This is a genomic window from Methylobacterium durans (genome assembly GCF_003173715.1).
GTDB classification, from domain to species: Bacteria; Pseudomonadota; Alphaproteobacteria; order Rhizobiales; family Beijerinckiaceae; genus Methylobacterium; species Methylobacterium durans.
Genome location: NZ_CP029550.1, coordinates 5,530,551 through 5,555,618 on the forward strand (window position 1 = coordinate 5,530,551; position 25,068 = coordinate 5,555,618).

Annotated in this window: 24 protein-coding genes, 1 tRNA gene and 3 pseudogenes; 13 read left to right on the forward strand and 15 right to left on the reverse strand. The window is 66.2% G+C overall.

What is annotated here, in order from left to right:
* The first annotated feature begins 164 nt into the window (after positions 1-164).
* Complete coding sequence (locus tag DK389_RS25615; protein WP_109893899.1) at positions 165-1,235, forward strand: L-histidine N(alpha)-methyltransferase; 1,071 nt, start codon at positions 165-167, stop codon at positions 1,233-1,235.
* A 120-nt stretch (positions 1,236-1,355) separates the two neighbouring features.
* A complete protein-coding gene (locus DK389_RS25620) occupies positions 1,356-1,622 on the forward strand; it encodes a hypothetical protein (RefSeq protein ID WP_109893901.1) in 267 nt (88 codons plus the stop codon).
* An 8-nt stretch (positions 1,623-1,630) separates the two neighbouring features.
* On the opposite strand, the gene DK389_RS25625 is transcribed toward DK389_RS25620, so the two are convergent.
* Positions 1,631-2,062, reverse strand: a complete 432-nt coding sequence (locus tag DK389_RS25625; RefSeq protein ID WP_236961048.1) for a cupredoxin domain-containing protein — start codon at positions 2,060-2,062, stop codon at positions 1,631-1,633.
* 267 nt (positions 2,063-2,329) lie between these two features.
* Between DK389_RS25625 and DK389_RS25630 the strand changes: the two genes are divergently transcribed.
* The 3 genes from DK389_RS25630 to DK389_RS25640 all read left to right on the forward strand — a co-directional run bounded on the left by DK389_RS25630 (position 2,330) and on the right by DK389_RS25640 (position 7,332).
* The gene (locus tag DK389_RS25630) at positions 2,330-4,228 is read left to right on the forward strand and encodes a YML083C domain-containing protein (RefSeq protein WP_109893905.1); all 1,899 of its coding nucleotides are present in this window, start codon (positions 2,330-2,332) and stop codon (positions 4,226-4,228) included.
* 164 nt (positions 4,229-4,392) lie between these two features.
* Positions 4,393-5,574, forward strand: a complete 1,182-nt coding sequence (locus DK389_RS25635) for an MSMEG_0565 family glycosyltransferase (protein ID WP_109893907.1) — start codon at positions 4,393-4,395, stop codon at positions 5,572-5,574.
* A gap of 210 nt (positions 5,575-5,784) precedes the next feature.
* On the forward strand, positions 5,785-7,332 hold the full coding sequence (locus DK389_RS25640; RefSeq protein ID WP_236960358.1) for a CYTH and CHAD domain-containing protein: 1,548 nt from the start codon (positions 5,785-5,787) through the stop codon (positions 7,330-7,332).
* A gap of 7 nt (positions 7,333-7,339) precedes the next feature.
* Here the strand turns inward: DK389_RS25640 and rlmB are convergent, their stop codons facing one another.
* Complete coding sequence (gene rlmB, locus DK389_RS25645) at positions 7,340-8,176, reverse strand: 23S rRNA (guanosine(2251)-2'-O)-methyltransferase RlmB (protein ID WP_109893909.1); 837 nt, start codon at positions 8,174-8,176, stop codon at positions 7,340-7,342.
* 156 nt (positions 8,177-8,332) lie between these two features.
* Between rlmB and DK389_RS25650 the strand changes: the two genes are divergently transcribed.
* Positions 8,333-8,408 (forward strand) — tRNA-Glu (locus tag DK389_RS25650).
* Positions 8,409-8,878: 470 nt separating this feature from the next.
* Here the strand turns inward: DK389_RS25650 and DK389_RS25655 are convergent.
* The 3 genes from DK389_RS25655 to DK389_RS25665 form a co-directional block, all read right to left on the reverse strand.
* Positions 8,879-10,999, reverse strand: coding sequence for a bifunctional DNA primase/polymerase (locus DK389_RS25655; RefSeq protein ID WP_109893911.1), 2,121 nt, complete (start codon positions 10,997-10,999; stop codon positions 8,879-8,881).
* Complete coding sequence (locus DK389_RS25660) at positions 10,996-11,832, reverse strand: hypothetical protein (RefSeq protein ID WP_162560854.1); 837 nt, start codon at positions 11,830-11,832, stop codon at positions 10,996-10,998. Before DK389_RS25660 ends, DK389_RS25655 begins: the two co-directional genes overlap by 4 nt.
* Before the next feature lie 106 nt (positions 11,833-11,938).
* Positions 11,939-12,214, reverse strand: coding sequence for a helix-turn-helix transcriptional regulator (locus DK389_RS25665; RefSeq protein WP_210206705.1), 276 nt, complete (start codon positions 12,212-12,214; stop codon positions 11,939-11,941).
* 162 nt (positions 12,215-12,376) lie between these two features.
* Between DK389_RS25665 and DK389_RS25670 the strand changes: the two genes are divergently transcribed.
* On the forward strand, positions 12,377-13,630 hold the full coding sequence (locus DK389_RS25670) for an IS701 family transposase (protein WP_109893915.1): 1,254 nt from the start codon (positions 12,377-12,379) through the stop codon (positions 13,628-13,630).
* A 539-nt stretch (positions 13,631-14,169) separates the two neighbouring features.
* On the opposite strand, the gene DK389_RS25675 is transcribed toward DK389_RS25670, so the two are convergent.
* The 4 genes from DK389_RS25675 to DK389_RS25685 all read right to left on the reverse strand — a co-directional run bounded on the left by DK389_RS25675 (position 14,170) and on the right by DK389_RS25685 (position 16,044).
* Positions 14,170-14,412, reverse strand: coding sequence for a hypothetical protein (locus tag DK389_RS25675; RefSeq protein ID WP_162560855.1), 243 nt, complete (start codon positions 14,410-14,412; stop codon positions 14,170-14,172).
* A 253-nt stretch (positions 14,413-14,665) separates the two neighbouring features.
* A complete protein-coding gene (locus DK389_RS32900; protein ID WP_162560856.1) occupies positions 14,666-15,037 on the reverse strand; it encodes a hypothetical protein in 372 nt (123 codons plus the stop codon).
* Between the two features lie 29 nt (positions 15,038-15,066).
* Positions 15,067-15,312: a hypothetical protein gene (locus DK389_RS25680; protein WP_109893919.1), complete on the reverse strand. Its 246-nt coding sequence runs from the start codon at positions 15,310-15,312 to the stop codon at positions 15,067-15,069.
* 132 nt (positions 15,313-15,444) lie between these two features.
* Complete coding sequence (locus DK389_RS25685) at positions 15,445-16,044, reverse strand: phasin family protein (protein WP_109893921.1); 600 nt, start codon at positions 16,042-16,044, stop codon at positions 15,445-15,447.
* A gap of 662 nt (positions 16,045-16,706) precedes the next feature.
* Between DK389_RS25685 and DK389_RS25690 the strand changes: the two genes are divergently transcribed.
* Both DK389_RS25690 and DK389_RS25695 read left to right on the forward strand, forming a co-directional pair.
* A complete protein-coding gene (locus DK389_RS25690; RefSeq protein ID WP_109893923.1) occupies positions 16,707-18,329 on the forward strand; it encodes a Na+/H+ antiporter in 1,623 nt (540 codons plus the stop codon).
* A 375-nt stretch (positions 18,330-18,704) separates the two neighbouring features.
* Positions 18,705-19,169: a Ros/MucR family transcriptional regulator gene (locus DK389_RS25695; RefSeq protein WP_418291973.1), complete on the forward strand. Its 465-nt coding sequence runs from the start codon at positions 18,705-18,707 to the stop codon at positions 19,167-19,169.
* A 304-nt stretch (positions 19,170-19,473) separates the two neighbouring features.
* Here the strand turns inward: DK389_RS25695 and DK389_RS25700 are convergent, their stop codons facing one another.
* The 5 genes from DK389_RS25700 to DK389_RS32910 all read right to left on the reverse strand — a co-directional run bounded on the left by DK389_RS25700 (position 19,474) and on the right by DK389_RS32910 (position 21,883).
* On the reverse strand, positions 19,474-19,680 hold the full coding sequence (locus DK389_RS25700; RefSeq protein WP_109893927.1) for a hypothetical protein: 207 nt from the start codon (positions 19,678-19,680) through the stop codon (positions 19,474-19,476).
* A gap of 7 nt (positions 19,681-19,687) precedes the next feature.
* Positions 19,688-19,930: a DUF6894 family protein gene (locus tag DK389_RS25705; protein ID WP_109893929.1), complete on the reverse strand. Its 243-nt coding sequence runs from the start codon at positions 19,928-19,930 to the stop codon at positions 19,688-19,690.
* A gap of 136 nt (positions 19,931-20,066) precedes the next feature.
* Positions 20,067-20,831, reverse strand: coding sequence for a Crp/Fnr family transcriptional regulator (locus tag DK389_RS25710; RefSeq protein WP_109893931.1), 765 nt, complete (start codon positions 20,829-20,831; stop codon positions 20,067-20,069).
* Positions 20,832-20,955: 124 nt separating this feature from the next.
* Positions 20,956-21,219 (reverse strand): hypothetical protein, encoded by a 264-nt coding sequence (locus tag DK389_RS32905; RefSeq protein ID WP_162560857.1) that lies wholly within the window; start codon positions 21,217-21,219, stop codon positions 20,956-20,958.
* A gap of 397 nt (positions 21,220-21,616) precedes the next feature.
* Positions 21,617-21,883 carry a hypothetical protein gene (locus DK389_RS32910; RefSeq protein WP_162560858.1) on the reverse strand — a complete coding sequence of 89 codons (267 nt, stop codon included), beginning with the start codon at positions 21,881-21,883 and terminating at the stop codon, positions 21,617-21,619.
* A 1,457-nt stretch (positions 21,884-23,340) separates the two neighbouring features.
* Here DK389_RS32910 and DK389_RS32915 point away from each other — a divergent pair.
* Positions 23,341-23,565, forward strand: coding sequence for a hypothetical protein (locus tag DK389_RS32915; RefSeq protein ID WP_162560859.1), 225 nt, complete (start codon positions 23,341-23,343; stop codon positions 23,563-23,565).
* Positions 23,566-23,725: 160 nt separating this feature from the next.
* Here DK389_RS32915 and DK389_RS25715 read toward each other — a convergent pair whose 3' ends face one another.
* Positions 23,726-23,920: a DUF6522 family protein gene (locus tag DK389_RS25715; protein ID WP_162560860.1), complete on the reverse strand. Its 195-nt coding sequence runs from the start codon at positions 23,918-23,920 to the stop codon at positions 23,726-23,728.
* Positions 23,921-24,225: 305 nt separating this feature from the next.
* On the opposite strand from DK389_RS25715, the pseudogene DK389_RS25720 reads away from it, so the two are divergent.
* From DK389_RS25720 to DK389_RS34570, 3 pseudogenes are all read left to right on the forward strand, one after another.
* Positions 24,226-24,463, forward strand: a pseudogene (locus DK389_RS25720) (arsenate reductase ArsC); the annotation flags it as partial.
* Positions 24,463-24,886 (forward strand): annotated as a pseudogene (gene arsC / locus DK389_RS25725) (arsenate reductase (glutaredoxin)). The pseudogenes DK389_RS25720 and arsC, both read left to right, overlap by 1 nt.
* 23 nt (positions 24,887-24,909) lie before the next feature.
* Positions 24,910-25,023 (forward strand): annotated as a pseudogene (locus DK389_RS34570) (arsenical-resistance protein); the annotation flags it as partial.
* Positions 25,024-25,068 lie beyond the last annotated feature (45 nt).

A 25,068-nucleotide genomic window follows, 5' to 3' on the forward strand; every position in this document is an offset into this window, starting at 1 on the left:
GGTGTCGACAAGCGTACGAAGCGCAAGGCGCGAAATCTCCGGAGGAAAACGCCCCATTCGTCTCAAGACCTTAACGAGTGTTAGATCACGCACGCATCGGATTGATACAGTCCCGCGCCTTCGGAAGTCCGTCGGAGACCTGACAATCAGCGCGGAACCGTCCCATGCGTCATGAGTTCGAATCGCGTCCCGCCTCCGAGTCGGTCTGGCTCAAGAGCTGGCATCCCCGCAGCGCCGACGCCGTCGAGGCCCCGCACTGCCCCGTCGAACCCCGGACGGCAGTGGAGCGCCCGAGCCTCGCGGAGGGCGGGAACACCGATTCGACGGAGATCGATGCGGCCTTCCTGGAAGCCGTCTCGCGCGGCCTGTCGCTGCCCGAGAAGGCGCTGGCGCCGGCCTGCCTCTGGGACGAGACCGGGGCGGACCTGCTGGCGCGGGCCGCCGAGGATCCGGATTGCTACCCCGCCTCCCGCGAGGCCGGGCTTCTGGGCGAGGTGGCGGCGGAGGTCGCGACCCTGGTCGGGCCCGAGCCCCGGGTCCTCGTCTTCGGGGCCGCCCCGGCGGGTGGACTCGACGCGCTGCTGACGGCCCTCGACCGGCCGCACCCGCCGGAGATCCTGCCCCTCGACGGGGCGGCGCCCCGTCCGGACGGGGACGGAGCGCGCCCGGAGGCGCTGCTCGGCGCCTGCCTCGGCGCCACCGCGGGCAGCCTCGCCCCCGCCGACCTCGTCGCCGTCCTCGAACGGGCCCGCGCGATCCTCGGGCGCGGCTGGCTCCTCGTCGGCACGGACCCGAACGGCGACACGGAGAGCCTGCTGCGCGCCCACGCGGACGACGGCGGGCTGATGGCCGCCTTCCACCTCAATGTGCTCCATCGCCTCGCCCGCGCCAACGGCGACGCGACGCCGGACCGGCCCTCGGAGGCGGGTGCGCAGGCGGGTACGGACGCGGCCGCCGCGCCGCTCGGACCGGAGGATTTCCGGCACGAGGCGCGGGTGCGGCTCGATCCGTTCCGGGTCGAGACCCATCTGGTCGCCGAGCGGGCGGGCACGCTCCGGGTCGGCGACGAGACCATCCCCTTCGCCCACGGGGAGAGCGTGCGCACGGGCTGCGCCTACCGCTACGCGCCGGGCGTGTTCCAGGAACTCGCGGCCGATGCGGGCTGGGAGCCCGTGCGCTGCTGGCTCGACCCGGACGGGTTGTTCAGCCTGCACCTACTGCGGGGCGAAGCTTAAGCACTGGCCGGATCCTTGCAACGACGGCCGCACGCCGCCCCGGGAGGGCGGCGGGCGCCGCGCGGTCGCGCCGCGACGGGTCCGGCTCAGTGACGAACCAGCACCGGGAGATGAATGGGCATGTCCGACGCGGAGGGACCGTTCCTGTCCTACAGCCTCTTCGCGAAGGAGCCGGATGGCGGCCTCTGCTGCGCCGTGCGCCAGGACCAGCCCGTGCCCGACTTCATCGAGGGCTGGTCCTACGCGGGCACGATCGCGGACGCGCGGGAGGCGCCGCCGGACTTCCGGCCCCGCGCCGCGCAGGCCGCAACCAGCCTGACCGGCTACTACCTGTTCCTCAGCCTGCGCCCGCGGCGCGGGGCCGGCGACGCGCCGGCCCGGGCCTGATCACCGCCTCAGCCGGCCGAGGGGGCGAGGATGAGCTTGCCCCTGAAGGGCGCGTCCTGGTTCTGCACGCTGGTGCAGGCATAGGGGTACTCCCCGGCCGCGAGCGTCTTCAGCTTGAGCGTGCCCTTGCCGCCCTGCTTCACGAGGTAGCCCTCGTTGCTCATCACGTGGACGAGGTCGCCGTCGGCGTGCAGCACGTTGCGGTTCTCGAACTGTCCCGGCGCCGTCAGCGTCACCGGCCGGTCGGCCCGGTTGATCACCCGCAGCTCCACGTTGGTCTGCGCGGGCAGGCGCAGCTCCGCGGGGCTGCAGCGGGGCTTGTCGCCGTCGAGCTCGACCGTCAGCTCGACGGGCGGCACCGCGGCGCCGGATTTCGAGGGCGGGGAGGGCTTCTCCTCGGCGAGGGCGAGGTTCGCGGCGAGGCCGGCAGCGAGGAGCATCGGGGCGGCGAGGGCGGCCGGGAGCAGGGCGGCCCGGCGGCTGGAGCGTAGCGTCATGGGGCTTCTTCGACTCCGTCGAGAGGTATCGGGCGAGGGGCATCGGGGCGGATGGCCCGCCTCGAACTACCGGCCTGCCGGGCGCGATGTTCCGGCCGCGCGGCAGAGCGTCGCCGGGTGCCGCCGCGGCCCGAACCGGCGGCGGCCTGAACCATCGCGGGCCACCCGGTGTTGTGCCCGGCAATCCCGCACCGGAGCACGCCGCACCCGATGGGCTCGTCCCGCCGCCTCCTCGCCGCCGCCGGCATCCTGATCGCCGCCGGCGGCCTCGCGGCCGCGCTCGGCCGGTTCAGCCACGCCCCGATGCCGGACGAGGCCGACCTCGCCAACCCCCAGCGAAACGCTGAGCCAGCCGCCTACGACGTGCTCGGCCGCGCCGCCGCCGCGCCCGAGCCCGGCGCCGTGCGGATCGACGACGCCCTGTTCCGGCGCGGGCGAGAGGCCTTCTATCGCGAGACCTTCGGCAACGAGGTCTTCCTCACCGACGTGATGGGCATGCTCGACGGGGCGCTCAGCCTCTACGAGGTCTCGCGCGCGCTCACCCTGCTGGCGGGGCGGGGCACCGCGAATCTCGAGGTGCGCGTCGCCCGGCCGGTCACGGTCGCCGGCCGGACCTACCAGGTGGGCGAGCTGATCCCGACCGGCCTCGACGTCGCGAGGGGCAGCCTGTTCCCCCTCGGCATCCGGACCTTCTACGACCGCGGCCACGTGCGCATGGGCATCACCTGCGCCCTCTGCCACGCGGCCTTCGACCCGGGCACCGGCAAGGTCGTGGAGGGCGCTCCGAACCGCGATCTCAATGTCGGCCTGATGATGGCGCTGGCCTCGAACACCACCGCCTACTACATGCACGGCTCGACGCCCTCCCTCGACCCGTTCCGGACCGACCCGAACCGCACCGTGGCGACCCGCGGCGGAGGCCGGGAGCGCCTGCCGGACCCGGAGGCGCTGGAGGCCGCCGCCAAGGTGCAGGCGGCGAGCTGGCCGCCCGGCAGCTTCGATTCCTCGCCCGACCTCGTCACCAACCCGACCTCGATCCCGTCGAGCTTCACCGCCGACGGGCATCCCTACGGCTGGAGCGGGCATGCCGGGCTCGGCCCCTTCCGCGGCCTCTCGGCGCTGAACAACAACGTCCACGCCCTGAACTCCGACACGACCGCCCAGGCCGAGGCCGCGCCCTTCCTGTTCGGCCTCGATCCGGAGGTCTATCTCGGCACGCTCCTGCAGCGGGCCCCGTCCCCGAGCTTCCGCTTCGATCCGCAGGACGGACGGACGCCGTCGCAGGTCCTCAAGGCCACCGACCCGACCCCGGACGCGCCGGGGCTGAACAGCTACGCCGTCCTCCCGAGCTTTCCGAACGCCAACTACGTGACCACGAACGGGCTCGTCGCGACGAGCCCCGGCGAGCCCGTCGGCTACGCCAACGACGCCATGTCGGCCTTCCAGAATGCCCTGCGCGCGCCGTTCCGGCCGGCGCCGCCGGAGATCCTCGCGACGGGACGGCAGGTGTTCGAGCGGGCGGGCTGCGCCGGCTGCCATTCCGGGCCGGCCTACACCGACCACCGGGTGATCCCGGCGCCCGAGATCGGCACCGAGCCGAGCCGGGCCCGCTCCTTCGCCAGGACCGAGGCGACCCTCCGGCCGCCCGACCTCTACGCCGCGGGCACCCCCTTTCCGGTGCCGGCGGGCACCGTGACGCTGCCGGTGCCGCTGACGGACGCGGCGCGGGCGCAGGTGCAGCTCGCCTGGGCGCAGGCGGGCACGCCGGGCGGCTACAAGGTGCCGAACCTGATCGGCCTCGCCGAATCCGCCCCCTACCTCCACGACGGCGGCGTCGCGGTCGGCCCCGGACCCGCGCACGCGCCGGGCATCGGGCCGCTCCTCGACCCGGCGGCCGGGGCGGATCCGGCCGAGAGCCTGCGCGCGCTGGTGGACCGGGACCTGCGGGCGAAGGTGATCGCGGCCAACCGCGCCGACCCGCGCGCGGCGACCGCCCGCGTCACGGGCGAGGGCCACGCCTACTGGGCGGACGCGCCAGGGGGCGTCGCTCCGGCGGAGCAGGCGGCGCTCGTCCAGTACCTGCTCTCCCTCGACGGGCCGGCCCGCTGAGGGAAACGGGGCGGGCGGCAGCGTCCGGCCCCGTGCGCGGTGGGCGGACCGCCCGAACCGGCACGAACGATGCGTGGCCGCCAGGACGACCCCGGGACTCGCTCCTTCCGCCGGTCGCGGGCTCTCCGGCCAGCTCCCCCGGCCGCGGCAGGTGTCAACGCAGCATGGCCGGCGGACCTTTGCGCATCGCGATCCTGGCAACCTCGACGAGCCCGCGGGGCAGCGTCGCCCACGCGCTGGCGGTCGGGGAGGCCCTGTGCGACCTCGGGCACGAGGCGGTGGTGCACGCCCCCGACCCCACGGGCCGGGGCTTCTACCGGGACGCCCGCTGCCCCGTCGTCTCCGTGGCGGCGCGGCCGGTCGGCGGCTCGACCGCTGACCTGGTGCGGGCCCGGATCGAGGAGACCCTGCGCCACTTCGCGACGCCCGCGGCCTGCGATTTCGACGTGTTCCACGCCCAGTGCGGCATCGGCGGCAACGCGCTCGCCACCCTGAGCCGTCGCCGGCTGGTGCACGGCTTCGTGCGCACCGTCCACGATCTCGAGACCTTCGCCGATCCGCAGTTCGCCTACTGGCAGGACCGGGCCATCTACGACGCGAACCGCCTGCTCTGCGTCGGCCGGGCCGCGGCCGAGGCGCTCGCGCGCGATCACGGCGTCGCGGCGCAGGTGGTCGGCAACGGCGTCGACCAGACCCGGTTCCGGCCCGAGCCCGCCCCCGGGGACGCGGCGCTGCGCCTGCGCTGGGGCCTCGGGGCGGGCCCCGTCGTGCTCTGCCTCGGGGGCTTCGAGGAGCGGCGGAATGCGCTCGGGGTGATCGAGGCCTTCCATTGCCTGCGGCGTGATCGGCCGCAGGCGCAGCTCCTCGTCGTCGGCGGCGGCTCGATCCTGGACCATTCCGGCTACCAGGCCCGCTGCCGCGCCGCCCTCGACCGGGCGGGGCTGGACGTCGGCATCGGCCGGGCCGTGATCCAGGCGGGGCTCGTGCCGCAGGACGCGATGCCGGGCCTCTATCGCCTCGCGGACCTCCTCGCCGCGCCGGCCCTGCGGGGCGGCTTCGGCCCGGGCGTGCTCGAGGCGATGGCCTGCGGCACGCCGGTCGTCGGCGCGGCCCGCGCGCCCTTCAGCGACGTCCTCGCCCCCACCGACGCCCTCCTCGTCGACCCGGAGGATGCCGGGGCGCTCGCGGACGCCTTCCGGGCCGCCCTCGCCCCGGCCGAGGCGGAGCGGCTCGCGGCGGCGGGGCGCCGGGTCGCGGCGCGGCACGGCTGGGCGGCCTGCGCGAGCCGCCATCTCGGCGCCTACCAAGCCTGCTCGCGCCGCAACCGCGCCACCGCCGACGCCTGAGCGGCGCCGACCCTCCGCCCCTTCGGTCGCGATCCGGACCCGCCGACGACGGGCGTCGCGTGCGCGGCGGCCCCGAGCGTGACAGAATGCGGGCAGAACCGGCACCCGCGGCGCCCCCGTGCGTTGGCGGGGCGTTGCCGCCACGGCCGATGGACAGGACAGGAGACGAACGGGAATGAGCGAACCCCGCGAGACCGAGCTGAAGCTCGAATGCGATCGGCTCGACCTCGCCGCCCTCGGGGGCCACCCGCTTCTGCAGGAGGAGGGGATGGGAAGGAGGACGCGCAGGGGAACGGACAGGGTGAGCCCGAGGCCGTCCTCTCGACCTATTTCGACACGCCGGATGAGGCCCTGCGGGCGGCGGGCCTGACCTTGCGCGTGCGCCGCCGGGGGGAGGCGCGCCTCCAGACCGTGAAGGCGGAGGCGGGAGCGGGGGCCGCCGGCCTGTTCGACCGGCCGGAATGGGAGGTGGCGATCACGGGCGACGCGCCCGATCCGGCGGCCTTCGCCGACACGCCGGTGCCCCGGATCCTCAAGGACGCGAAGGACGCGACCCTGGAGCCCCGCTTCACCACGGTGGTGATGCGCACGGAGCGGACCGTCCCCTACGGCGCCTCGCGCATCCGCGCCACCCTCGACGAGGGGCGCGTCGAGACCCAGGCGGGCGACGCGGCGCTGTGCGAGCTGGAGCTCGAACTCGAATCGGGCACGCCCGCCGACCTCTTCGCCCTCGCCCAGGCGCTCGCCGAGACGGTGCCGCTCCATCTCGGCGCCCTCTCGAAGAGCGAGCGCGGCTTCGCTCTGCGGGACGGGCGGCTCGGGCTGCCCAGCAAGGCGGGATCGGTGGTGCTGCCCGAGGATGCGAGCGCGGGCGACGCCTTCCGCCGCATCGCCATGGCCTGCCTGCGCCACCTGCGTCTCAACGAGGCGGTGTTCCTGGCGGGCCGCGACCCGGAGGCCCTCCACCAGATCCGCGTGGCGCTGCGGCGGCTGCGCTCGGCCTTCAGCCTGTTCAAGCCGGTCCTCGCGCACGACCCCCGCGCCGCGAGCCTCGCCGAGGCGATCAAGGGGGCGACCGAGCCGTTCGGCCGGGCGCGCAATCTCGACGTCTTCCTGGAGACGACGCTGCCCGAAGAGCGGGCGCGCCGCCCGGACGAGCCGGGCCTCGAGGAGCTGGCGGCCCGCCTCGCCACCGAGCGCGACCGGGCCCACGAGACGGTCTCGACGATCCTGACCTCGCCGGAATGGCGCGGCCTCCTCCTCGACCTGCTCGCCTGGCTCCACACCGGACCCTGGCTCGGCGAGGGGGCCGACCCCGCCCGCGACGCACCGGCCCGCGACTTCGCCGCCGCCGTGCTGGGCCGGTTCCGCAAGCGGGTGCGCAAGCGCGGCCGCCACCTCGCCAAGCTCGACCCGGAGGCGCGCCACCGGGTGCGCATCGCGGGCAAGAAGCTGCGCTACGGCGCCGATTTCTTCGCCTCGCTGTTTCCGGACAAGACGGCGCGCAAGCGCCACAAGGCCTTCGCGGCGGCCCTCTCGGACCTGCAGGACCACCTCGGCGCCCTGAACGACCTCGCGACCGCCCATGCGGTGATGGCGAGCCTCGCCGAAGGGCCGCCCGGGACGGCGGCGAGCGGGCCGGCCCTGTTCGCCGCGGGGCTCACCGCGGCCGACAACGAGGCGCGCACGCGCGACCTGCTCGCGGCCGCCGACGAGGCCCACGGGGACTTGGTCGACGCGAAGCCGTTCTGGCGCTGAGCGGCTCTCAGCCCTGCGCCGGCCGGCGCAGGGCGTAGAGGGTGATGGCCGCCGCGTTCGAGACGTTGAGGCTGCGGATCTCCCCCGTGAAGGCGATGCGGGCGAGCACGTCGCAGCATTCCCGGGTGCGCTGGCGCAGGCCCTTGCCCTCGGCGCCCAGCACGACGATTGCGGGCCGGCGCGGGCCGACGGCGTCGAGATCGGCCTCGGCCTCGGAATCGAGCCCGATCCGAGTGAAGCCCCGCTCGCCGAGCTCGATCAGGGCCTCGGCGAGGTTGCGCACCGTGATCAGCGGCACGTGCTCCAGGCCGCCGGAGGCGGATTTCGCGAGGACGCCGGTGGCGCTCGGCGAGTGGCGCAGGGTCGTCACGATGCCGGCGACGCCGAAGGCCGCGGCCGTGCGCACGATGGCGCCGACATTGTGGGGATCGGTGATCTGATCGAGGGCGAGGAGCAGAGCGTCCTCGGGCAGGGCGTCGAGGCCCGGCGCGGGCAGGGGATCGACCTCGAGATAGAGGCCCTGATGGACGGCGTCCGGCCCGAGCAGCGCGTTGATCGCGCTCGGGCGGACGATCTCGGGCACGATCGGCAGGGTGCCCAGCGCCTCGGCGAGGCGCGCGGCGCCGTTCTCGGTGGCGAGCAACCGGTGCAGCCGCCGCCCGGCATTGCCGAGCGCCTGCACGACCGGATGCCATCCGTAGAGCACGACGGGATCCTCCGGCCCCCCGCGCGGCCCGCCGGGCGCGGCGCGGCGCTCGCCAGCGCGAAAGCTGCCGGTCCGCGACCGGCCGGGGCCGGACGGCGCGGGGCGGGGACCGCCGGGTCGATCGCGTCGGATGGTCATGCTGCACAGGTCCCCTCGCGGACGCGGTCCCGTCCCGGGCCGGCCGCACGTCGAAGCGTGAGGCGCGACAAACCGGCCGCGCGGCCGCACGTCAAGCCGCGCGAGGGCCGTTGCCCTCCCAGGCCAAGCCGATTATAGAACGCCTCGCTCGCGCAAGCGCCCTTCGTCTAGCGGTCTAGGACGTCGCCCTTTCACGGCGAAAACACGGGTTCGATTCCCGTAGGGCGCGCCACTTCCTAGTTTGGCGCTATTTTCGCGAGCAAAATCAAATTCTTACTTGGTTTTCTGATTGGGTTGAAAACCTACATTCCAACCCACGGCTCTAACCCATTCGGCCGCGGCGTTTGTGGGCACCGCCGCTGCGTACGATAATACGATTAAAGCGATGCGGCGGTGAGATAGGACGAATGCCAATCACATCCTCGGTGGGGGAGTAGGCGTTCAGCCTTGCGGATGCCTTTCGCGCCCCGGTCGGAGCGGAGGAAGTCGGATGTCTGGCCCCACAGGGGCGCATTCATGGCCCGACATGATGCGCTTAGCCTAAATCGAACGGGCGGGCAGCGGACAAAGGCGGGCAATACCCGGACTGCCCGCCTCAGGACGTTGGGGGAGCCGGGCGGGCAGCGTGGCAACCCCAAAGGGTTGCCCGCCTGTCCGGCCCCGTGTGTCCCTCCAGCGGTGGAATTGGGAACCATCTGAGGATCATTCGTTCGCCTCAGCGTCCTTCAACTCAAGGAAGCCCGCAGCCTCGGCTTTCCGCAAATCGCGGCGAAAGCTCTCAGGATTGCCGCCCTTCGCGAGGTACGCAGCCCGAAGCGCTTCGCGCGCAATGGTAGCCCCACCCTTCTTCAACTCCTCTACGGCATCGAGGATACGCAGCTCACCCGCCCCTGGAGGCTTCCTCATCTTGGATGAGACGCCCAGGGGCTCTGCGATGACAGCTTCTTGTGGATCGCCATCCTCGTCCAGCCCGAGTTGAATAGACCGCAGGCGAAAGGCGCCGACCGGTCCCTTCTTACCGCCGCGCAGCTTATCGAGGGTCAGCATGAGAGTGCCGCTCTCGGTGGTCAGCATCAGGCGGGCGTCCGCTGCACCATCCTTGGCCGAACTACCGCGCGTCCCGCGTTCGGCACCGGCCTTGCCCAGATGATCGATGCACAGGACCAAGCAATCGAACTCCTTCGCTATGTCGCTCAGGATGCACATATACCGCTGGCCTTCGGCATTGCTGTTCTCATCGGTCCAACCCGCGCTCGCGGCGGCGGTGTCGATAACAATGAGGCGTAGAGGAACATCAAAGGCGCGAGCGAGCCGGTTGCGGCCTTCAGCAACATCGACACGAAACCGCTGCTCGCCTTCAGGGCTTAGCAGCGCAACTAGATCATCAGCGATCCAGGCAACCGGTGCAGTCGAGCCGATCAACCCCTCGCAGCGCAGCGCCTCTAGGCGCGGCTGCATCTCGTCCTCGGCCTCGAATGCAAACCAAAGCGTCCCACCTGTCGCGCTGACTTTGCTGCCGAAGAACGGTTCGCCGGAAGCAATATGCGCGGCAAGGCGCAGGGCCAGCGCCGACTTACCTGTGAACTGGGCAGCGACAAGTTGCGCGACACCTCGGCGCGGCAACACGCCCTTAACCAGCATTTCGCGAGGAGCCGCCGGGGCGTCACCCCAGGTTCGCCAGCGCGTGTCGGCCCTCGACGCACACTCAGGTGCATCCGGTTCAATCTCGAGCGGATCAACCTCCTGTCCCAGCAAGGACTGTCCCTCCAGGAGAGGGCTGAGGTCTGAAGACAGCGGAGGCAGCGGCACCGGCTTCTGGGCGCCGCGCGTCAGAGCCCTTGCCACGGCGGTCTGCACCCTGGCGGCACCGTCCTTCTGAGAGAGGCCGTTGCGCTCGCAAGCCCGCACAAGTGCTTGCAGCGCCTCGGGATAGGCGATGGCGCCGGAGCCGACCCAACGTCCAACTCGATAGCTGATTGCGTGTGCCTTCTGCCCACGCCCTCCGGGCTGCACCGCTGCCAGCTCGTCGGCACAGCAGGTGAGGAGTGCCCGACCACGGCGTTCGTCCATGCTCTGGCAGTCGTCAGCCTCCCAGACACTCTCACCCGTCCAGATGCGGACATTGGTCAGGTCAAGGTCAGCCCAGCTCTTCGGGAGGGGCGGAGGCGGTCGCACGGGGTCCGGGAGCCGCGTGATGTTGGTGTCCACAGGCGAGAGCGTGGCCTTGCTGCGGATCAGACCAACTGCTGCCGGAGGCAGCTCAGGCAGCGCGGACACTGGGGCGGACCGGAGAAGGTCGGGGCCGGAGCGGTAACGGTAAGCCCGCCCATCCGGCATTACGCTGCCGGGCGCGATGACATAACCCTCCGTATTGCCTCGCACGTCGATGCCGCGTGGGAGTGCGCCGGTCGAGTTGCCGAGGAGCAGCCCAGAGGGTTGGCGGAAGTAGTGGTGCTCGCCCCCGCTCGGCGTGTCCACGCTCATGGCCGACACGCCATCGAAGCCATGGCGAAGACCCAGCTCGGTCCAAGCCACAACGCCGTCATTCGCACCCTCGCGCTTTGCGCGGTCGCAGTCGATTACCACGAGGCCGAGCGGCCGCAGGCCGACGAGGGCGTTGGGCCAAAGTGACCACCATCGGAGAATGGTGGCCTCGTCGGTCGTGGTCTCATTCTGCCACCGCCCGATGGGGGTCTTCGGCTTGCCGCCCGGTTCGAGGCCGGAGCGGCAGGGGAAGACAGGGAAGCCTTGCCGAGCCCAAGCAAGCGCGACTAGCGCGTTGGGCGAGAGGGCAGCGGCGGGCTTAGGCGAGAGGACGGTCACTGGACGCCTCCCACGTTCGTGGCTGAGAAGCCGAGGGCGGAGGTGCCTCCCGGGTCAGAGACGGTTGAGCTGCGACGGTAAGGGTTCCGCTCGCGCAGGATACCGCCGAGGCCGTGTTGAGCCAGCACCGTGACGGGTTCCGTCAGCGTCGCGACGTATCCTCGGCTCTGCCGCTCCTCTGGCCCCTTGGCCGAAAGAATGTTTGCCGGGAAGCCGGAGATGGTCATCTCGTGCTGGGCATCCCACTCGTCGTTCCGCAGTAGCGCGCGTGCCGGCGAGGCGGCGATTATGCGAGCGACAGCACGGGCGATGCTGCCCGAGGTGAGCCACGTGACGCCCCCCCATGAGACAGCCACCGCAGGCCCGATGCCATCCCAGTTGGTTTCGCGGGAGAAGCGTTCGATCCAGTCGGGTGAGAGCCTCCGGCCGCCGTAGCGCGCGAAAACCGAGGCGGCGTGTTCCGCCAGCAGCTCGTCAATGTTGTCGTAGGTGATGAGCCTCGGCGGCCAGGGCCGGCTAGGTGGGGGCACGAAGTCGGGAGAGGAGGCGGATGGCGTGATGTCTGGGTGGTACCAGGTGTACTGCGGGTACGCCGGGTTGTTCCACGGCGGCATATAGCCAGGTGGCGTTGGGGGAGCGCCCTCATACCAATACTCTGCGTCCACGAAGACAGGAGGGCTGCTGTTTGGGTCCGACGAGATCGGGTAGGCTGGATCGTTGGTCGGCACAGCGTTGTGGTGGGGGTTGGCCTGAACCTGCCGATAAAGTGCAACATTGTTACACTCGAGGTGATCAGTCGAGGTAGAGCTGGAGGCGGCTTTCGCGCTATACATGTAATAGATCTCAGTTATGGTCCCGCGACCACGGATTGGGTCGTCCGGGGAGATGATCGAAGGGGAAGGGCGCTGCTGGGTGATAGCCAGTGGCGCCTTTTTCGTTTCAGCACTCGTGCACGGAGCGCCGCTTGCCGGCTTCAGCCCAAGCGGTCAGGTCGTCGCGGTGATAGCGAACGGTCTTGAGGCCGAGCTTGCGGTAGACGGGGCCGCCACCGCGTTTGCGGTAGCTTTCCAGCGTGCGCACAGGGATTGAGAGGTGCGCCGCTGCTTCGGCCGGCGTCAGGTACGGACGCGGGGCGGTGTCAGGCTGAGCTGTGTCGATGATCGTGAGCATATCGAGGCCCAGTGTGGTCACACGCTCACTGGCGTGCAGGAACACCGTGCCTGAGGGGCGAACAGGCTGTCGTCCGCGTCAGCGCACAAAATGCGATTTTATGGCCGAGCTAACGCGAGGGTCACCCCAGACGTTTTGAAACTGCTCGCTACCATTACAGTTGCAGGGTGAGGCTCCTATCTGAGTGGTTTCGGATGGGAGAGCGCGATGTCCTCAACCTCGCTCGAATCCACGCTGGAGCTCTGGTCGACGACACTGCGGCAGGCCAAGCAGCGCATCCGCCCGCTGTTTGCCGCCCCGAGCGTCGCCGCCTCCGCCAACGCCTTCCTGGAGGGCTTGCTTGGGGGTGAGCGGCGCAAGACCGGCTGGATGCGGGCTGAAGCTGCTGGTGATCCAGGCCCCTGGCGCCAGCAGGCCATCCTCGGTCGCACGCACTGGGACGCGGAGGCGCTGCGGGATGTGGTGCGTGACTACGTCCTCGAGACGCTCGGCTCACCTGACGCGGTGGTGGTGATCGACGAGACCGGCTTCCTGAAGCAGGGCAGAGCCTCGTGCGGGGTGAGCCGGCAGTACACGGGCTCCGCTGGCAAGATCACGAACTGCCAGATCGGGGTGTTTGCCGCCTACGTCTCGGATCAGGGCCACGCCTTCATCGATCGTCAGCTGTACCTGCCCAAAGCCTGGACCCAGGATGAGGACCGCAGGCGGGCTGCGCATGTGCCGGAGGCCGTCACCTTCGCCACCAAGCCGCAGCTGGCGCTGGCCATGATCGAGCGGGCGATAAAGGCAGAGGTGCCGTTTGCGTGGGTTGCGGCTGACAGCATCTACGGGGTTGGCGAGATCGAGCTGGCGCTGCGCCGTGCGTACAAGGGCTACGTGCTCGGTGTCACGGGTCAGCATCGGTTCTGGTCCTGGGACCAAAACCTCGACGTCGCGGGCACCGCCGAGGAGATCGCCAAGGATCTCTCCAAGACAGACTGGATCCGGCTCTCGGCCGGATCTGGCACGAAGGGACCGCGCCTGTTCGACTGGGCCTACCTGCCGCTGGCCACGCTGCCGGCGGATGCGCTCGACGCCGCTCTTGATCAGAGCGTGTGGACGCGCGGCCTGCTCGTGCGGCGCAGCCTGTCGGACGGGAGCTTCTCCTACTTCACCACTTGGTGCCCGGCCGGCACGCCGGTGCAGACGCTGGTGGCCGTGGAGGGGCGACGCTGGGCCATCGAGGACGCGTTCGAGACCGCCAAGACGGAGCTCGGGCTGGCCCACAACGAGAGCCGTTCGTGGCACGGCTGGCACCGGCACGTCAGCTTGGTGATGCTGGCTTTTGCGATGTTGGCGCGGGTGCGCCGGTTGGCCAACGGAACGCCCCCAAAAACGCCGCTCATCGCCAAGCTCGCCGGTGCCGTGGTCCATTCAGGAGATCCGGCGCGTGGCGATGCGGCTGGCGCAGCGGCGCATTGAGCCCGCGCTCGTGCTCGCTTGGTCAGCCTGGCGGCGCGCCCACCAAGCTGCCGCCCGACAGGCGCACCTCAGAACGAAACTGCAACTGTAATGCTACTCAGCGTGCGTCAGGTACCTGTTACAGGCGCTAGATGGGACCCACGCCGGGTGCCATGCACGCCCCCAGTCTGCCGAGACGTGGGCCTCACGCGATGACACATAAGCCCCTGGGTGGATGCCACCTCAGATGCAATGATACAAACAAGGCGCAATTCCGGAGCAGAATTAACGATTTAGCATCTATTTCCGGCAACTCTGCGAATTAACTTAGGTTGCCGCCCATGCCGGCCAGCTCTCATCCTGAAACATCCCTCCCGCCGAGGCTGAAGCGCGCTACTATGCACAAGCCGAGGTCCGAGCCTTGGCTGCTTGATCCAAACCAAACAGCCTCCGCGAAACCCGGAGCGGTTCATTCCACGATCTCGAAACCACTTGCCCGAGGGTTTAAACACATCCCACGTGGGCAAGCTCGATTGGGCCGGAGATGGCCCTGAGACGCCTCAATCCCTACAGCGACTGTTGAGTTCGCAGGCGCCGCCCATTGTCCTCGCGATGGAGGACATCGCTTCATCAAGCGAGGTGTGCAGCAGCCTAACGCCGCTGAGCCCACTCGCCGGCTCCGGCTCGATCACGAAGGGAAAGGATCCCTGGGTTTTCAGGATCGTGCCGAGATGGCGACCGAGACGGTCGTCCAGGCTCCATTCGGTGCCGGACGATCCGGTCGGGTTGACGATGACGTCCATGTCCGCATCCTCGCGACAGCATTGCTGGATATCCATGCGTCGCATTCAATGGTGACCGCGAGGACGAAGATTGCCTGTCGCATTTCACATTTCGCGGCGCCTGCGCTTCGGCGCAGTTCTTTGCGTCTGTCAGGCCGCCGTTGATGACGCTGAGGTCCAAGCGCGTCGGCGTGGCAGGCCCCTCCTCGTCAAACGCCTTCTGGCGCTTTCAGGTGCCGCGTTGACCTCGGCGTTACAATTTAGCCGGGGCATCTTATTTCAATAAATTCAATTCCGGAAATGCTCGCATGACAATCTGGGGGAGATAACAGGTCGCCGCGACTACGTTTGATGAGGTGTTACTGTAAGCCAACCCAGCCGTGGCAGGAGCGAAGGCCATCCGGTAAAGCCCAGAGCTGTCACCTACGCTGCTCTTCCTGCGGAAGTCGACGCACACGACAGTAACCGGCCGTCCGTTCGCCCCAGGCACGATAGTCAGGTTGCTGATACGGGCTGAACGCAGATCATGGGGATTGGCTAGATTTCCGCGCATCCAATCGAGGATGATCGCCCTTTCAACCTGTGTGACTGGCCGTGCTTGTGCACTCGGTGCAGCCGCCAGCACGGAAGAGATGACAATCGCCATCACGGCCTCAGCAAGGCTCAGGGGGTCCCTCATGCAGCGGTCAACCGCTTGGTGTTGGCCGCGACATGCTCGCGGTAGCGGGCAACCACTGTCTCGCAGCAGCCGCCCGTCATCAGCGTGCCGGACGCCTCGATGAAAGCGCTGACCTTCTCACTCACCATCTGCTGGGCCTCGGCGCAGCCCTCAGAGCCACCACAGGCGAGCTTCATGAGCCGAAGTTCGACCACCCTCTGAGCCTCTAGGGCCAGCAGGGCGACGGCAAACGGGGTGTACATGGCGTGCTCCGCGCCGCGAGGCGCCGGAGCCCGTGCGACTGAGAAAAAGAGAAGGGGCGGCCGAAGCGACCGCCCCCCTGGCTTGTGATGAACCCTGGATCATTGTGCCCGGGTTCAGGTGCTATTGCGCCCTCAGCGAACGAGGGTCGGGGTCTGCGCGACGCTGGTGAACGCCTTGCCCGCCTCCTCGACGGCACGCGCCGAAGTCTCGGTGATGGAGCGGCTGTCCTGCACGATGTGCTGCAGGCTCTCGCGGGCCAGCTCGCTCTGTATCGCGGCAAACTCCTGGACCGACTTGGCCCGGGTCAGCTTGTTCATCCCGTCGAGGTTGCGCTGCCACTGGTTCTGAGCCAGACCGAACCAGCCACGCGAGGCGTCCTGGAAAGCTTGGGTCAGGACCGTGCCGCAGCGTGCGACCGCTTCCATGTTCTGCTTCGACTGACGAGCGAGGCGCTCGCTGTCCTCGCCGGTGAAGCCCAGCGACTTGTTGAAGCGCTCGGCGGCCTCACGCGCTTGCTGAGACGCCGTCTCGACGCTCCGCTGCACGATCTTCTTGGTGTTCTCAGCAGCCTGCTCCTGCAGATCACTCATCTTGTTCACGCCGTCGCGCGTGACGTCAGCGAACTGCTTGCTCTGCTCGGCGGACCTGTCGATGGTCGCCTTGGCCGTGTCGGCAGCCTTGTCACTCTGCTCGGCTTGCTTGCTCTGGTTGGAATTCTGATTGAAGGCCATGGTGGCTTCCTTCCCTGTAAATTGTGAATTCAAGACGCTTATTGGTAAGACAATAAACTCATTTTCATTAAACGTAAGAGGAGTTTTATTTTCTTACCGCACCGCACCTAAGTTGCATGACAATAATTTGTCTGCAAGCTCCACAGGTGAATTTAATAATTATTTAAAGTATGACGAACTTCGTCATGCGTCAGGTCTCGGACGCAACCCACTGACTGCGCTGCACAATATCGGATTGCTAAGAGAGCAGGGGCAAACAGACCCCGACGAGCGGGGTGCGCCAGAATTCCAGGGCCAAAGGTATCCCTCTCCGACAAACTGCAGACGGACGAGGAGCCAAGGGCGGATCGCCCGAGATCCCCGCCGACTGGCGCCAGCAGGCTGTCGATGGCCGCATGACCCTGTGCAAGAACGTTCTGGCTCAGATCGCGCCCGTGATGGCTGACGAGGAATGGGCCGCGCGCCGTTGCTCCGCGAATTGAAGTGCGTCGGCCTTGCTCTCTAACCTGAGAGCGGTGCATTGCCAGGGCGATCAGAGGCGCGCGGCTAAGTCCACGCGGAGGTTGGTTGGCCAAGGCGGAAAGTCACTCAGGCTCCGGGCTTTCCTGTCTACGGTGGGCGTCTCACACAGATCGGATACGGGATTTGGACGAAAGGACCACATGGAAACGGTCACCATCGTGTTGGCACTGTTGCTGGCGGTTCTCGTCAGTGGTGCTCTTGGCCGGCTCCTCCCTTTACCGCTTCCTCTGATCCAGATCGTAATCGGTGTGGCCTTGGCGCTCGGCCCTCTGCCGAGCACCTCGCTCGATCCCGAAATCTTCTTCCTCGTATTCCTGCCGCCACTCTTGTTCTTAGATGGTTGGCGCATCCCCAAACGCGATCTCTTCCGTGATGGAAAGACCGTCCTCGCGTTGGCGCTCGGCCTCGTAGCCCTGACGGTGCTCGGCATCGGCATCCTGATCCATTGGATGATCCCCAGCGTCCCTCTTGCCGTCGCCTTCGCCCTGGCAGCTGTGCTCTCACCAACCGATCCTATCGCCGTGTCTTCGGTGGCTGCCCAGGCACCTGTCCCGCGCCGCCTGATGCACATCCTCGAAGGCGAGGCGCTCCTCAACGATGCTACGGGTCTGGTCTGCCTGCGCTTCGCCATCGCTGCAGCTCTGACGGGTTCCTTCTCCCTCCCCGAAGCGGCGACGACATTCCTGTGGCTGGCCATCGGTGGCCTCGGGATCGGGGCGGCGACGACGTTTGTTCTGACTGGAATTCAGGAGCTGCTGCGCCGACGCACAGGGGAGGATCCCGGCCTACAGATCCTCTTCAGCCTGCTCACGCCGTTCGGAGCTTACCTCGCAGCCGAGCACGTCCACGCTTCTGGGATCCTGGCAGCCGTCGCGGCCGGCATCGCGATGACCTATGTCGAGATCCAGGGACGCAGCCTCGGTTCGACGCGTGTGCGCCGTACTGCAGTCTGGGACACCGTGGCCTTAGCCGCGAACGGAGCAATCTTTGTCCTCCTGGGTGAGCAACTCCCGGAAGTTTTCAGGAATGCCGTGAAGCAGGCCGATGTCCAGGGTGCCGGCTGGATTGGTGCCTGGATCTTGGCGATCACCGCGGGCCTGATGGTCGTTCGTTTCGTCTGGGTCTCGGTCTCGCTCCAGTTCGTGCTGATGCGGGCACGCAGTCGCGGCGAGAAGCGCGATGCTATGGCCTGGCGCCTTGTGGCTGCTACGACCCTCGCGGGCGTGAAGGGTGCCATTACCCTAGCTGGTATCCTGACGCTGCCCCTCACCCTGGCAGACGGCAGCCCGTTCCCAGCCCGTGATCTCGCCATCCTTTTGGCGATGGGCGTCATCCTGACCTCGCTTCTGCTCGCCAGCACGGTGCTGCCGCCGCTGCTGCGGGGCCTACGGCTTCCGCCTGAGCCGAGCCATGATGCCGAGGAGGATGCCGCGCGCGCGGCCGCTCGGGACGATGCTGTGAAGGCCATCGAGGCTCTGCAGCATCGTTTTGTCGAGGAGCACGAAGATGCGTCGATTACCGTCGAGGCCGGCGCTCGGGCGATGGACCGCTACGAAGGCGTGAAGGCTGCGACCGCCGAAGGCCAAGCTGAAACCACTCGACTTCAACAGCTTGCGGCTATGGAGAAACGTTTACGCCTCGCGGGCATTGAGGCCGAGAGGAACGCTCTCTACCGGATGCGTCGCTCTCAGGTGATCGACGATGTAATCCTCCGCCGGCTCGTGCGTGAGGTCGACCTGATTGAAGCCCGCCTCGTGGCATAGACTTCATGGTCGGAAGCCCCCTTCGGAGGGACCAGATCACGGCCGGAAGCTGCGGCCAGTCGATGGAATAGAAAAGCGATGTTCGCGCCGGATGGGCATGGCCATAAATGGCCACGCTTGCGCTGCGTCTGGCAAGCCTTGGCATGAGCGAGCTGCCCCACCGCCCGATCTGATCACGGGCTGGCGGGGTGTGTCGTGTTCACACAACACCGAGCGGCTCGAAGTTCGACGGCCACACAATCGCCAGTGAGGTTGTGCTCGTTCCTGAGCCTCAAGCGCTCCGAACAAGAACCGGGAAATGGCATCTGTCGAGCAGTTGACATATGAACTACCCGCAATCATGTGTGCGCCATTCAACATAGAAGGGAGACAAACGTGCAGGACGAAGGTGGCATTTTGCGCAACGGTCTAATGGAGATGACGGCTGAGGTCGTTTCAGCTTACATCGCGCGCAACCATGTTACTGCGAGCGACATCCCTGCATTGATCGCGAGCGTGCATGGGGCCCTGAACAACCTCGCGAGCGGCGCGCCGCAGCCCGCCGAAGAAGAGGTCGAGAAGCCGACGCCGGCGCAGGTTCGCAAGTCGATCACGCCGGACGCCCTGGTCTCGTTCATCGACGGCAAGCCCTACAAGACGCTCAAGCGCCACCTCTCGACGCACGGGCTCGACCCCTACAGCTACCGTCAGCGCTACGGCCTGCCCAACGACTACCCGATGGTGGCGGCCGCTTACGCCGCGCAGCGCTCCGAACTCGCCAAGTCCATCGGCCTCGGACGCTTTGGTGGGGCGGCTCAAACAAATCAAACTCAAAGCCGGAGACGGCGAAAGGCGGATTAATTCTCTGCGTTCATTTTGCAACATGGCGCGATTTAATTTGCGCATCTCGCTTAATCATTGATAAAGATTAGCAGCAAGGCCACCCAAGTCGCTATGGCTTCCTGCTCAGCTTCGGCTCAAGGGGGCCTGTCGATGAGAAGCGTAGAACCGGTTTGGCTACGTCGGTTGCTGGAGCGAAGGCGGGAACAGGGCAGGATGCGGTGGATCGTTCGTTGGATCGCCGCGTCCGGTACAGGAAAGGGTGTAGCCGAGCCTGCTCTGAGTGTTGAACCCGCGTCTGCCGGCTTGGCTGTGGCGGCCAACATTATCCTCTTTCCTCGGCGTTAGATCGCCCCTCCTCGCCATCTTGCCTCGTCAGGTTCCCGCCGGGTGTGGTCGGCGCCCTGAAATGGAAGTGCTTGGCGTTGCCCGTGACGGCCTCGGCCAGCCCGTCAATGGCATCCACGATCCCGCTCGCGGCCACATAGACCGGCGAGTGGATCGGAGCGCGGGACAGGACGCGCGACCTCATCTGCCCATCAGGCCGCGTCCAGCCATGTGGTCGACATGCTGACAGTCGCCGTGAGCACGACATCATCGCTCTCGTCGCGCACCGTCGCACCAAGGCGGCTGTGCATGTGTTCGAGCGGGCGTTCTCTCGCCACGTCGCAGAGCAGCCTCAGCGCGTACTCGCTCACCGCGTCCGGACCCACACACTCCTGCCCGCGGGTGTCGCGCGACGAGAACTTGCTGTTGTGAATGTCGAAGAAGTAGCGTGCCATGTCGCTCTCCGCAGGTCATCGGCGGGAGCACACGCATCTCTCAGCGGCTGATTGCCAGGGATCGGATCAGCGGTGAGCCACCTTAGGCCCTGCTCAACCACATAGCCACGCAATTCGTCGGAGCGGCCCGCAATCCTCACGCCTGCCCAGTTCGGCGCAGAAGATGCAGGTAGTTCGGATTGAAGTGCGCGAAGGCTTGCAGGCGGGCAACATCCGGCACCGTGAGCATGCCCTTAGCCAGAACAATCAAGCCATCCGAGCGCAGCTGCTGCAGGGTGCGGTTCATGTGAACGGGCGAGATCCCGAGCGCATCGGCCAGCTCGTTCTGCGTTAGCGGGAGTTGACAGCTGTTTGGTGCCGCAAGTCCGACAGCCTGAAGCCGCACCAGCAACTCGCAGAAGAGGTGGGCTGTCTGGGCCTCCGAGGAGCGTTGGCCCATGCCGGTGAGCCATTCGCGCAGAATGCCCTCATCGACCAGCGTCGCCCACCACAAGGCGCGGGTGATGCGAGGATGGTTCAGGGTCAGTTCCGCAATGCTCTCGCTTGAGATCGCCACCACCGTGCACCGGCTCAGCGTGCAGATGCTGTGATCCATGAAGCCGAGGATGGCGACGTGCAGATCGCAGAAATCGCCCGGGATCAGGAAGGCCAAGATCTGGCGCTTGCCGTCCGGCAGGACTTTGTAGCGGCAGGCCAGTCCGCTCATGACGAGGTGGACCACCTCCGGCCGCTCGCCTTCCTGGATGAGATCCTTCCGCGCCTCGACCTCCCGTGTGCGAGCCGACAGCGCTTCCAGCGTAGCCTTGTCTGCCGCGGAGAGGTCGAAGCCGTGTTCGAGCTTCAGGATCAGCGGGTTCGAAGGTGGCTCAAGGCAGGGGAAGCCGGGGGCGGACACGGACATTCGCTAGCTAGATAGCCTAAGGATGCGATGGTCAAATCGCCGGCCGGGCATCCATGTGAACAGCACAGGCTACTCGATCCTTCAGCAGGGCTGCCGGTTTTACCTCGCCAGCAATGCTTGCCCCTCACGCGAGCTGATGGAGGATCGCTTCATCCTCACGCAAACGTGTTGCTGCGTCGAGCCCGCGTGCCGAGCACCAGTCTGCGAAGGCGCGCTCGCGCGCCTCGTATGCTGAGCGCAGAGCGCTGCCCGGCTCACCCTGCCCGCTTTGTTTGTTATCGTGGAAGTACGGGTTGCCACCATAAAGGCCACAAACTTCGCGTGCCCAAGCTCCATCTGCATCAGCAAACTGCTCTTCGAGCAGAGCAAGACAGTCCAAACGCGCCATGGCCGAACTCCTTCGGGAGGGGCCCGCCACTCAAGCACTCTCCAGCGACACCAGATATTACAGTGGCAAGAGGACCGTATGCTGTTCGAGTGATGAAAATTCCTGGACCTTTCTTCGTGGCGTTTTGAGCTTGGCTCATTTCTCGGCCCTGTACGCTCTCTTTCAGCCACGATACGCATTCGGGCGCGCAGGTCTTTGCCTACCAGCGTAAGTCCATACCCACGATGAAGTATGTTGCGGCGAGGCCAGAGAATATGGTCACGACAAAGATTTGTTTGAGACGGTCATCGAGCCAAGACTTTAAGTAACTGCTTTTCATTGATGTCACCAATGGAACTAAATTTCTGCGGAAGGATATGCAGTGCGCAACATAAATCTTAAGACCCAGGCTTGTGGATCAATTGACTTCGTGGCCACGATGGGCATACATCCTGCGCAGCTCTTCCGGCGAAATAGTCCTATCACCGACTTGGATCCAGGGTAATCGCTCGTCTGATCGCGGAACGTTCATGGCATAACGAAATACATCGGTGAAATGGGGCCAATCCTCTGCGCCTTGAGCCACGTCTGCTGGCTTCGCCGTGAACGATGCGCCGTCAGGGATAAGCCCCTCAGGGAGCCAGATCAGAATTGCGGGGGCCGCCTGATCAATTTCACTGCTCATATCTCATTTCCATTCGCGAGTTATCTAGAATTTTTGCTTGGTTTTTTCTGGGTCTCCAAAGACACTTAGTTTATCTAATTTTTCAATCCTTGATTAAATATGAAGCCAATTCTTATAAGAACTGCATTCGAAGGTCGCTCCGAAATTTGGAACGACACACCGTGATACCGTGGGTCCAACCGTTTCTCGAGGGGCGGTCTTCTTCGATGCTGCAGGAGCTGCTGGGCCCGGGCTTCGAGCCAATTCCTCACCAGAGTAGGCGGGCGCTACTCCATGCTGGTGCTCCTCGAGTGAGTTGGTCAGCCCGTCTCGGCCTTCAAGGTCACCACGAGGCGCACCCTTTGCAGCGTTCGCGGGAGTGTCATAGCCTTGCGCGAGCGCGATCGGAGGAGCCAAGCTTAACATGAGGCTGGTCAAAACAGGAACGATCGTGGCGCGCATGGCGTCCTCCAGCTATCCTTAAGCAGACCTAGCCTCACAATACGCTGATAAGCGGACGCGTTATGCGAAGTAATATTTTACTTGAACGTCATATCGTGTATTTGTGAAAGAAATTCAAGGGCAAATTAAAATATTTCTGCTTGCATCATTTGTTGTTATTTCAATGCGGATCGACCTCAGCATTCCTTGAATGCAACCGTACCGATCGGTAGGCAATGATGCTGCAAGCCAAGAGGATCAAGCCTCATGAAAAGATGCCCAGCATCGGCGCGGCGTAAGAGCACGATGTTCAATGCAGCATGGTTGGTACGCTTCTCACCTGGGCTCCCGCCAACGCGGGCAGGATAATCTGCTCGTGCTTCAAAGGCCAAGGGCGCCTACGAAATTGCGTTCAGCACCCTAGAATAGCTTATTTTGTGGGAACAAAACTGAAGATGTAGATCTTAGTTCGGTGCTGATCGGAGAATTTTGCTGTGAAGTATTTTCTCATGTCCTTTGCCTTTTTTGGAATTCTGCCTACTGCTGCGCTTGCCCAAACCCCGATTGGGGGCCCCCAAGGCGCGGCACAATCGCCGAACATGGCCCCGAGGCACGAAACCGTTCCGGATCGTGTCAGGGCACGCGATCCCGGCTCTTCGGGCACTATGAACGTGCGCAGCCAGTTGGCTGACCCGCCTGAGGCTAAAGCTTCTGGGCCAACCCTTCGCGTAAGGCGGCGCGACGAAACACAGCGGCCAGCGCAGTGAAGGTGACCGCTGGCCTGCGCAATGGCCCTCCGCTACTCGACGGCAACCGGATCGATCAACTCATGGATCTCGAAACGCAGGCTCCGGAAACGGGTGCTCCAAGCCGAACCACCGAAGCCGTTCGAGCGGTCGGGCTAGCATCGCGAGGCAGCGGGCCTGCCCGCCAGTTTGCAGCTGGCCGAGGGGGTGATCTCGGAGAAACAGTTTTAGGCGGCGAGCGTGTGCGTATTCCGAACCGTAAGCTGGGGTGTTCTGCAGGCGAGATGAGCGATGGATCACGAGCTTGAACGCTTTGACGCCAGAGCGGAAGACGGTGCCGTTCGCGTGATCATCGCTTGGCAGACCTTCGCACGAACCGGTGGTCTCAGCGGGTCGCACATCCTGAAAGATCAGCGTCGCTACTCTCTGCTCAACGGAGCGGCAGTTGTATATCTCGGAAATGACGTCTTCCAGGAGACAAGCAGCGGAGAAATCCTCCACCGGATCAAAGAATGACGGCTGATCCGCTGGTGCATTCAGAAAGCGATGATGGCGCCGCAATCCTCGCATTCGCATCCCGACGAGACCTTCGTCAGTACAAGGGTGCATCCTTCAACCAGGGTGCATCCGGGAACATGATCTCCTTTACGAGGAACCCGGCGCCGTCGAACGTGCCCTACCACGCTGCCCTGCCGGCTCGAATGGTGATCCGCGACAGGCCCGCATTCTCGCCGCTGCCTGCCTCCAGAAATCCTTTGAGAAGGCCAAGTTTGACCTGATGCTGAAGGTAGCTGGCTGAGTTACCGAATTTGCCGGCGAGTTCGTCGAAATCGACGATCCAATCGCCCTGCTCATCTAATTCGAAGTGCATCGGAAAACCCTCCATCAGCTCGGCCGCAGATGCAGGGCTGAGAATGTCTCTATCATATCCGTGAGAAGATGTATGCCTGAGACACGCTCTCTCAAAGGTCACATTTCTGCAGTCTTGCTGTCAGGCTGTTCCTGGTAGAAGCCTCCGACGGGCAGCCTATAGATACTGTCGCCTGGGACCGAGCCACAGATCGTCTCGCAACGTAGCTCGGTGAGGCATGGGCGCTCGGTCAGAACGCACTCCTTCGTCGCCACGCCCATGTATCAGGCGCTGATAGGAAGCTGCACGGCCTCAACGCACGCACCTACTGGCCGGGCCAGCCGGTCACGGCGCATTGGGGCATCGAAGACCCCGCCGCCGTCGAAGGGTCCGAGATTGAGCGCAAGCGCGCGTTCATCACCGCGCAGCGCTACCTCACAGAACCGGATCGCGGCCTTCGTCGCCCTGCCGCTCGCCAGCCTCGACCAGGTGGCGCTCTCGGCCAAGTTCCGTGAGATCGGCCAGAAGGCAGGTGCCACCTCGCCCCGGCCGGAGGTTGCGTGATGGACGTGGTGATCTACCACAATCCGGCTTGCGGCACCTCGCAACACACTGGCGATGATCCGCAACGCCGGCATTGAGCCGCACGTGATCGAGTACCTGAAAACCCCGCCGACGCGGGCCATGGTCCGCCAGCTCGTGCAGAGGGCAGGCATCACCGTACGGGATCTCCTGCGCGAGAAGGGTACGCCTTACGCCGAGCTGAACCTGGGCGATCCGGCGCTAACCGACGATCAGCTGCTGGATGCGATCGAGGCGCATCCGATCCCGATCAACCGACCGCTGGTGGTTACGCCCCAGGGCGTGCGGCTGTGCCGGCCGTCTGAGGCCGTGCTGGACCTGCTGCCGGCGCAGCAAGGCGAGTTCACGAAAGAGGACGGCGAGCGGGTCGTGGATGAGCGTGGCCACCGCATCGCGACCGCCTGACCCCTAAGAAGGCTCTTTCGCCCATGTCCGCCTTTGAACGCTATCTGACCCTGTGGGTCACCCTCTGCATCGTGGCCGGCGTCGCGCTCGGTCACGTCATGCCGGGGTTCTTTCACCTGGTCGGCGCGGCCGAGGTTGAACCGCTCCGGGATTTTCGGAGGCTCCAACTCTTGAGAGACTGG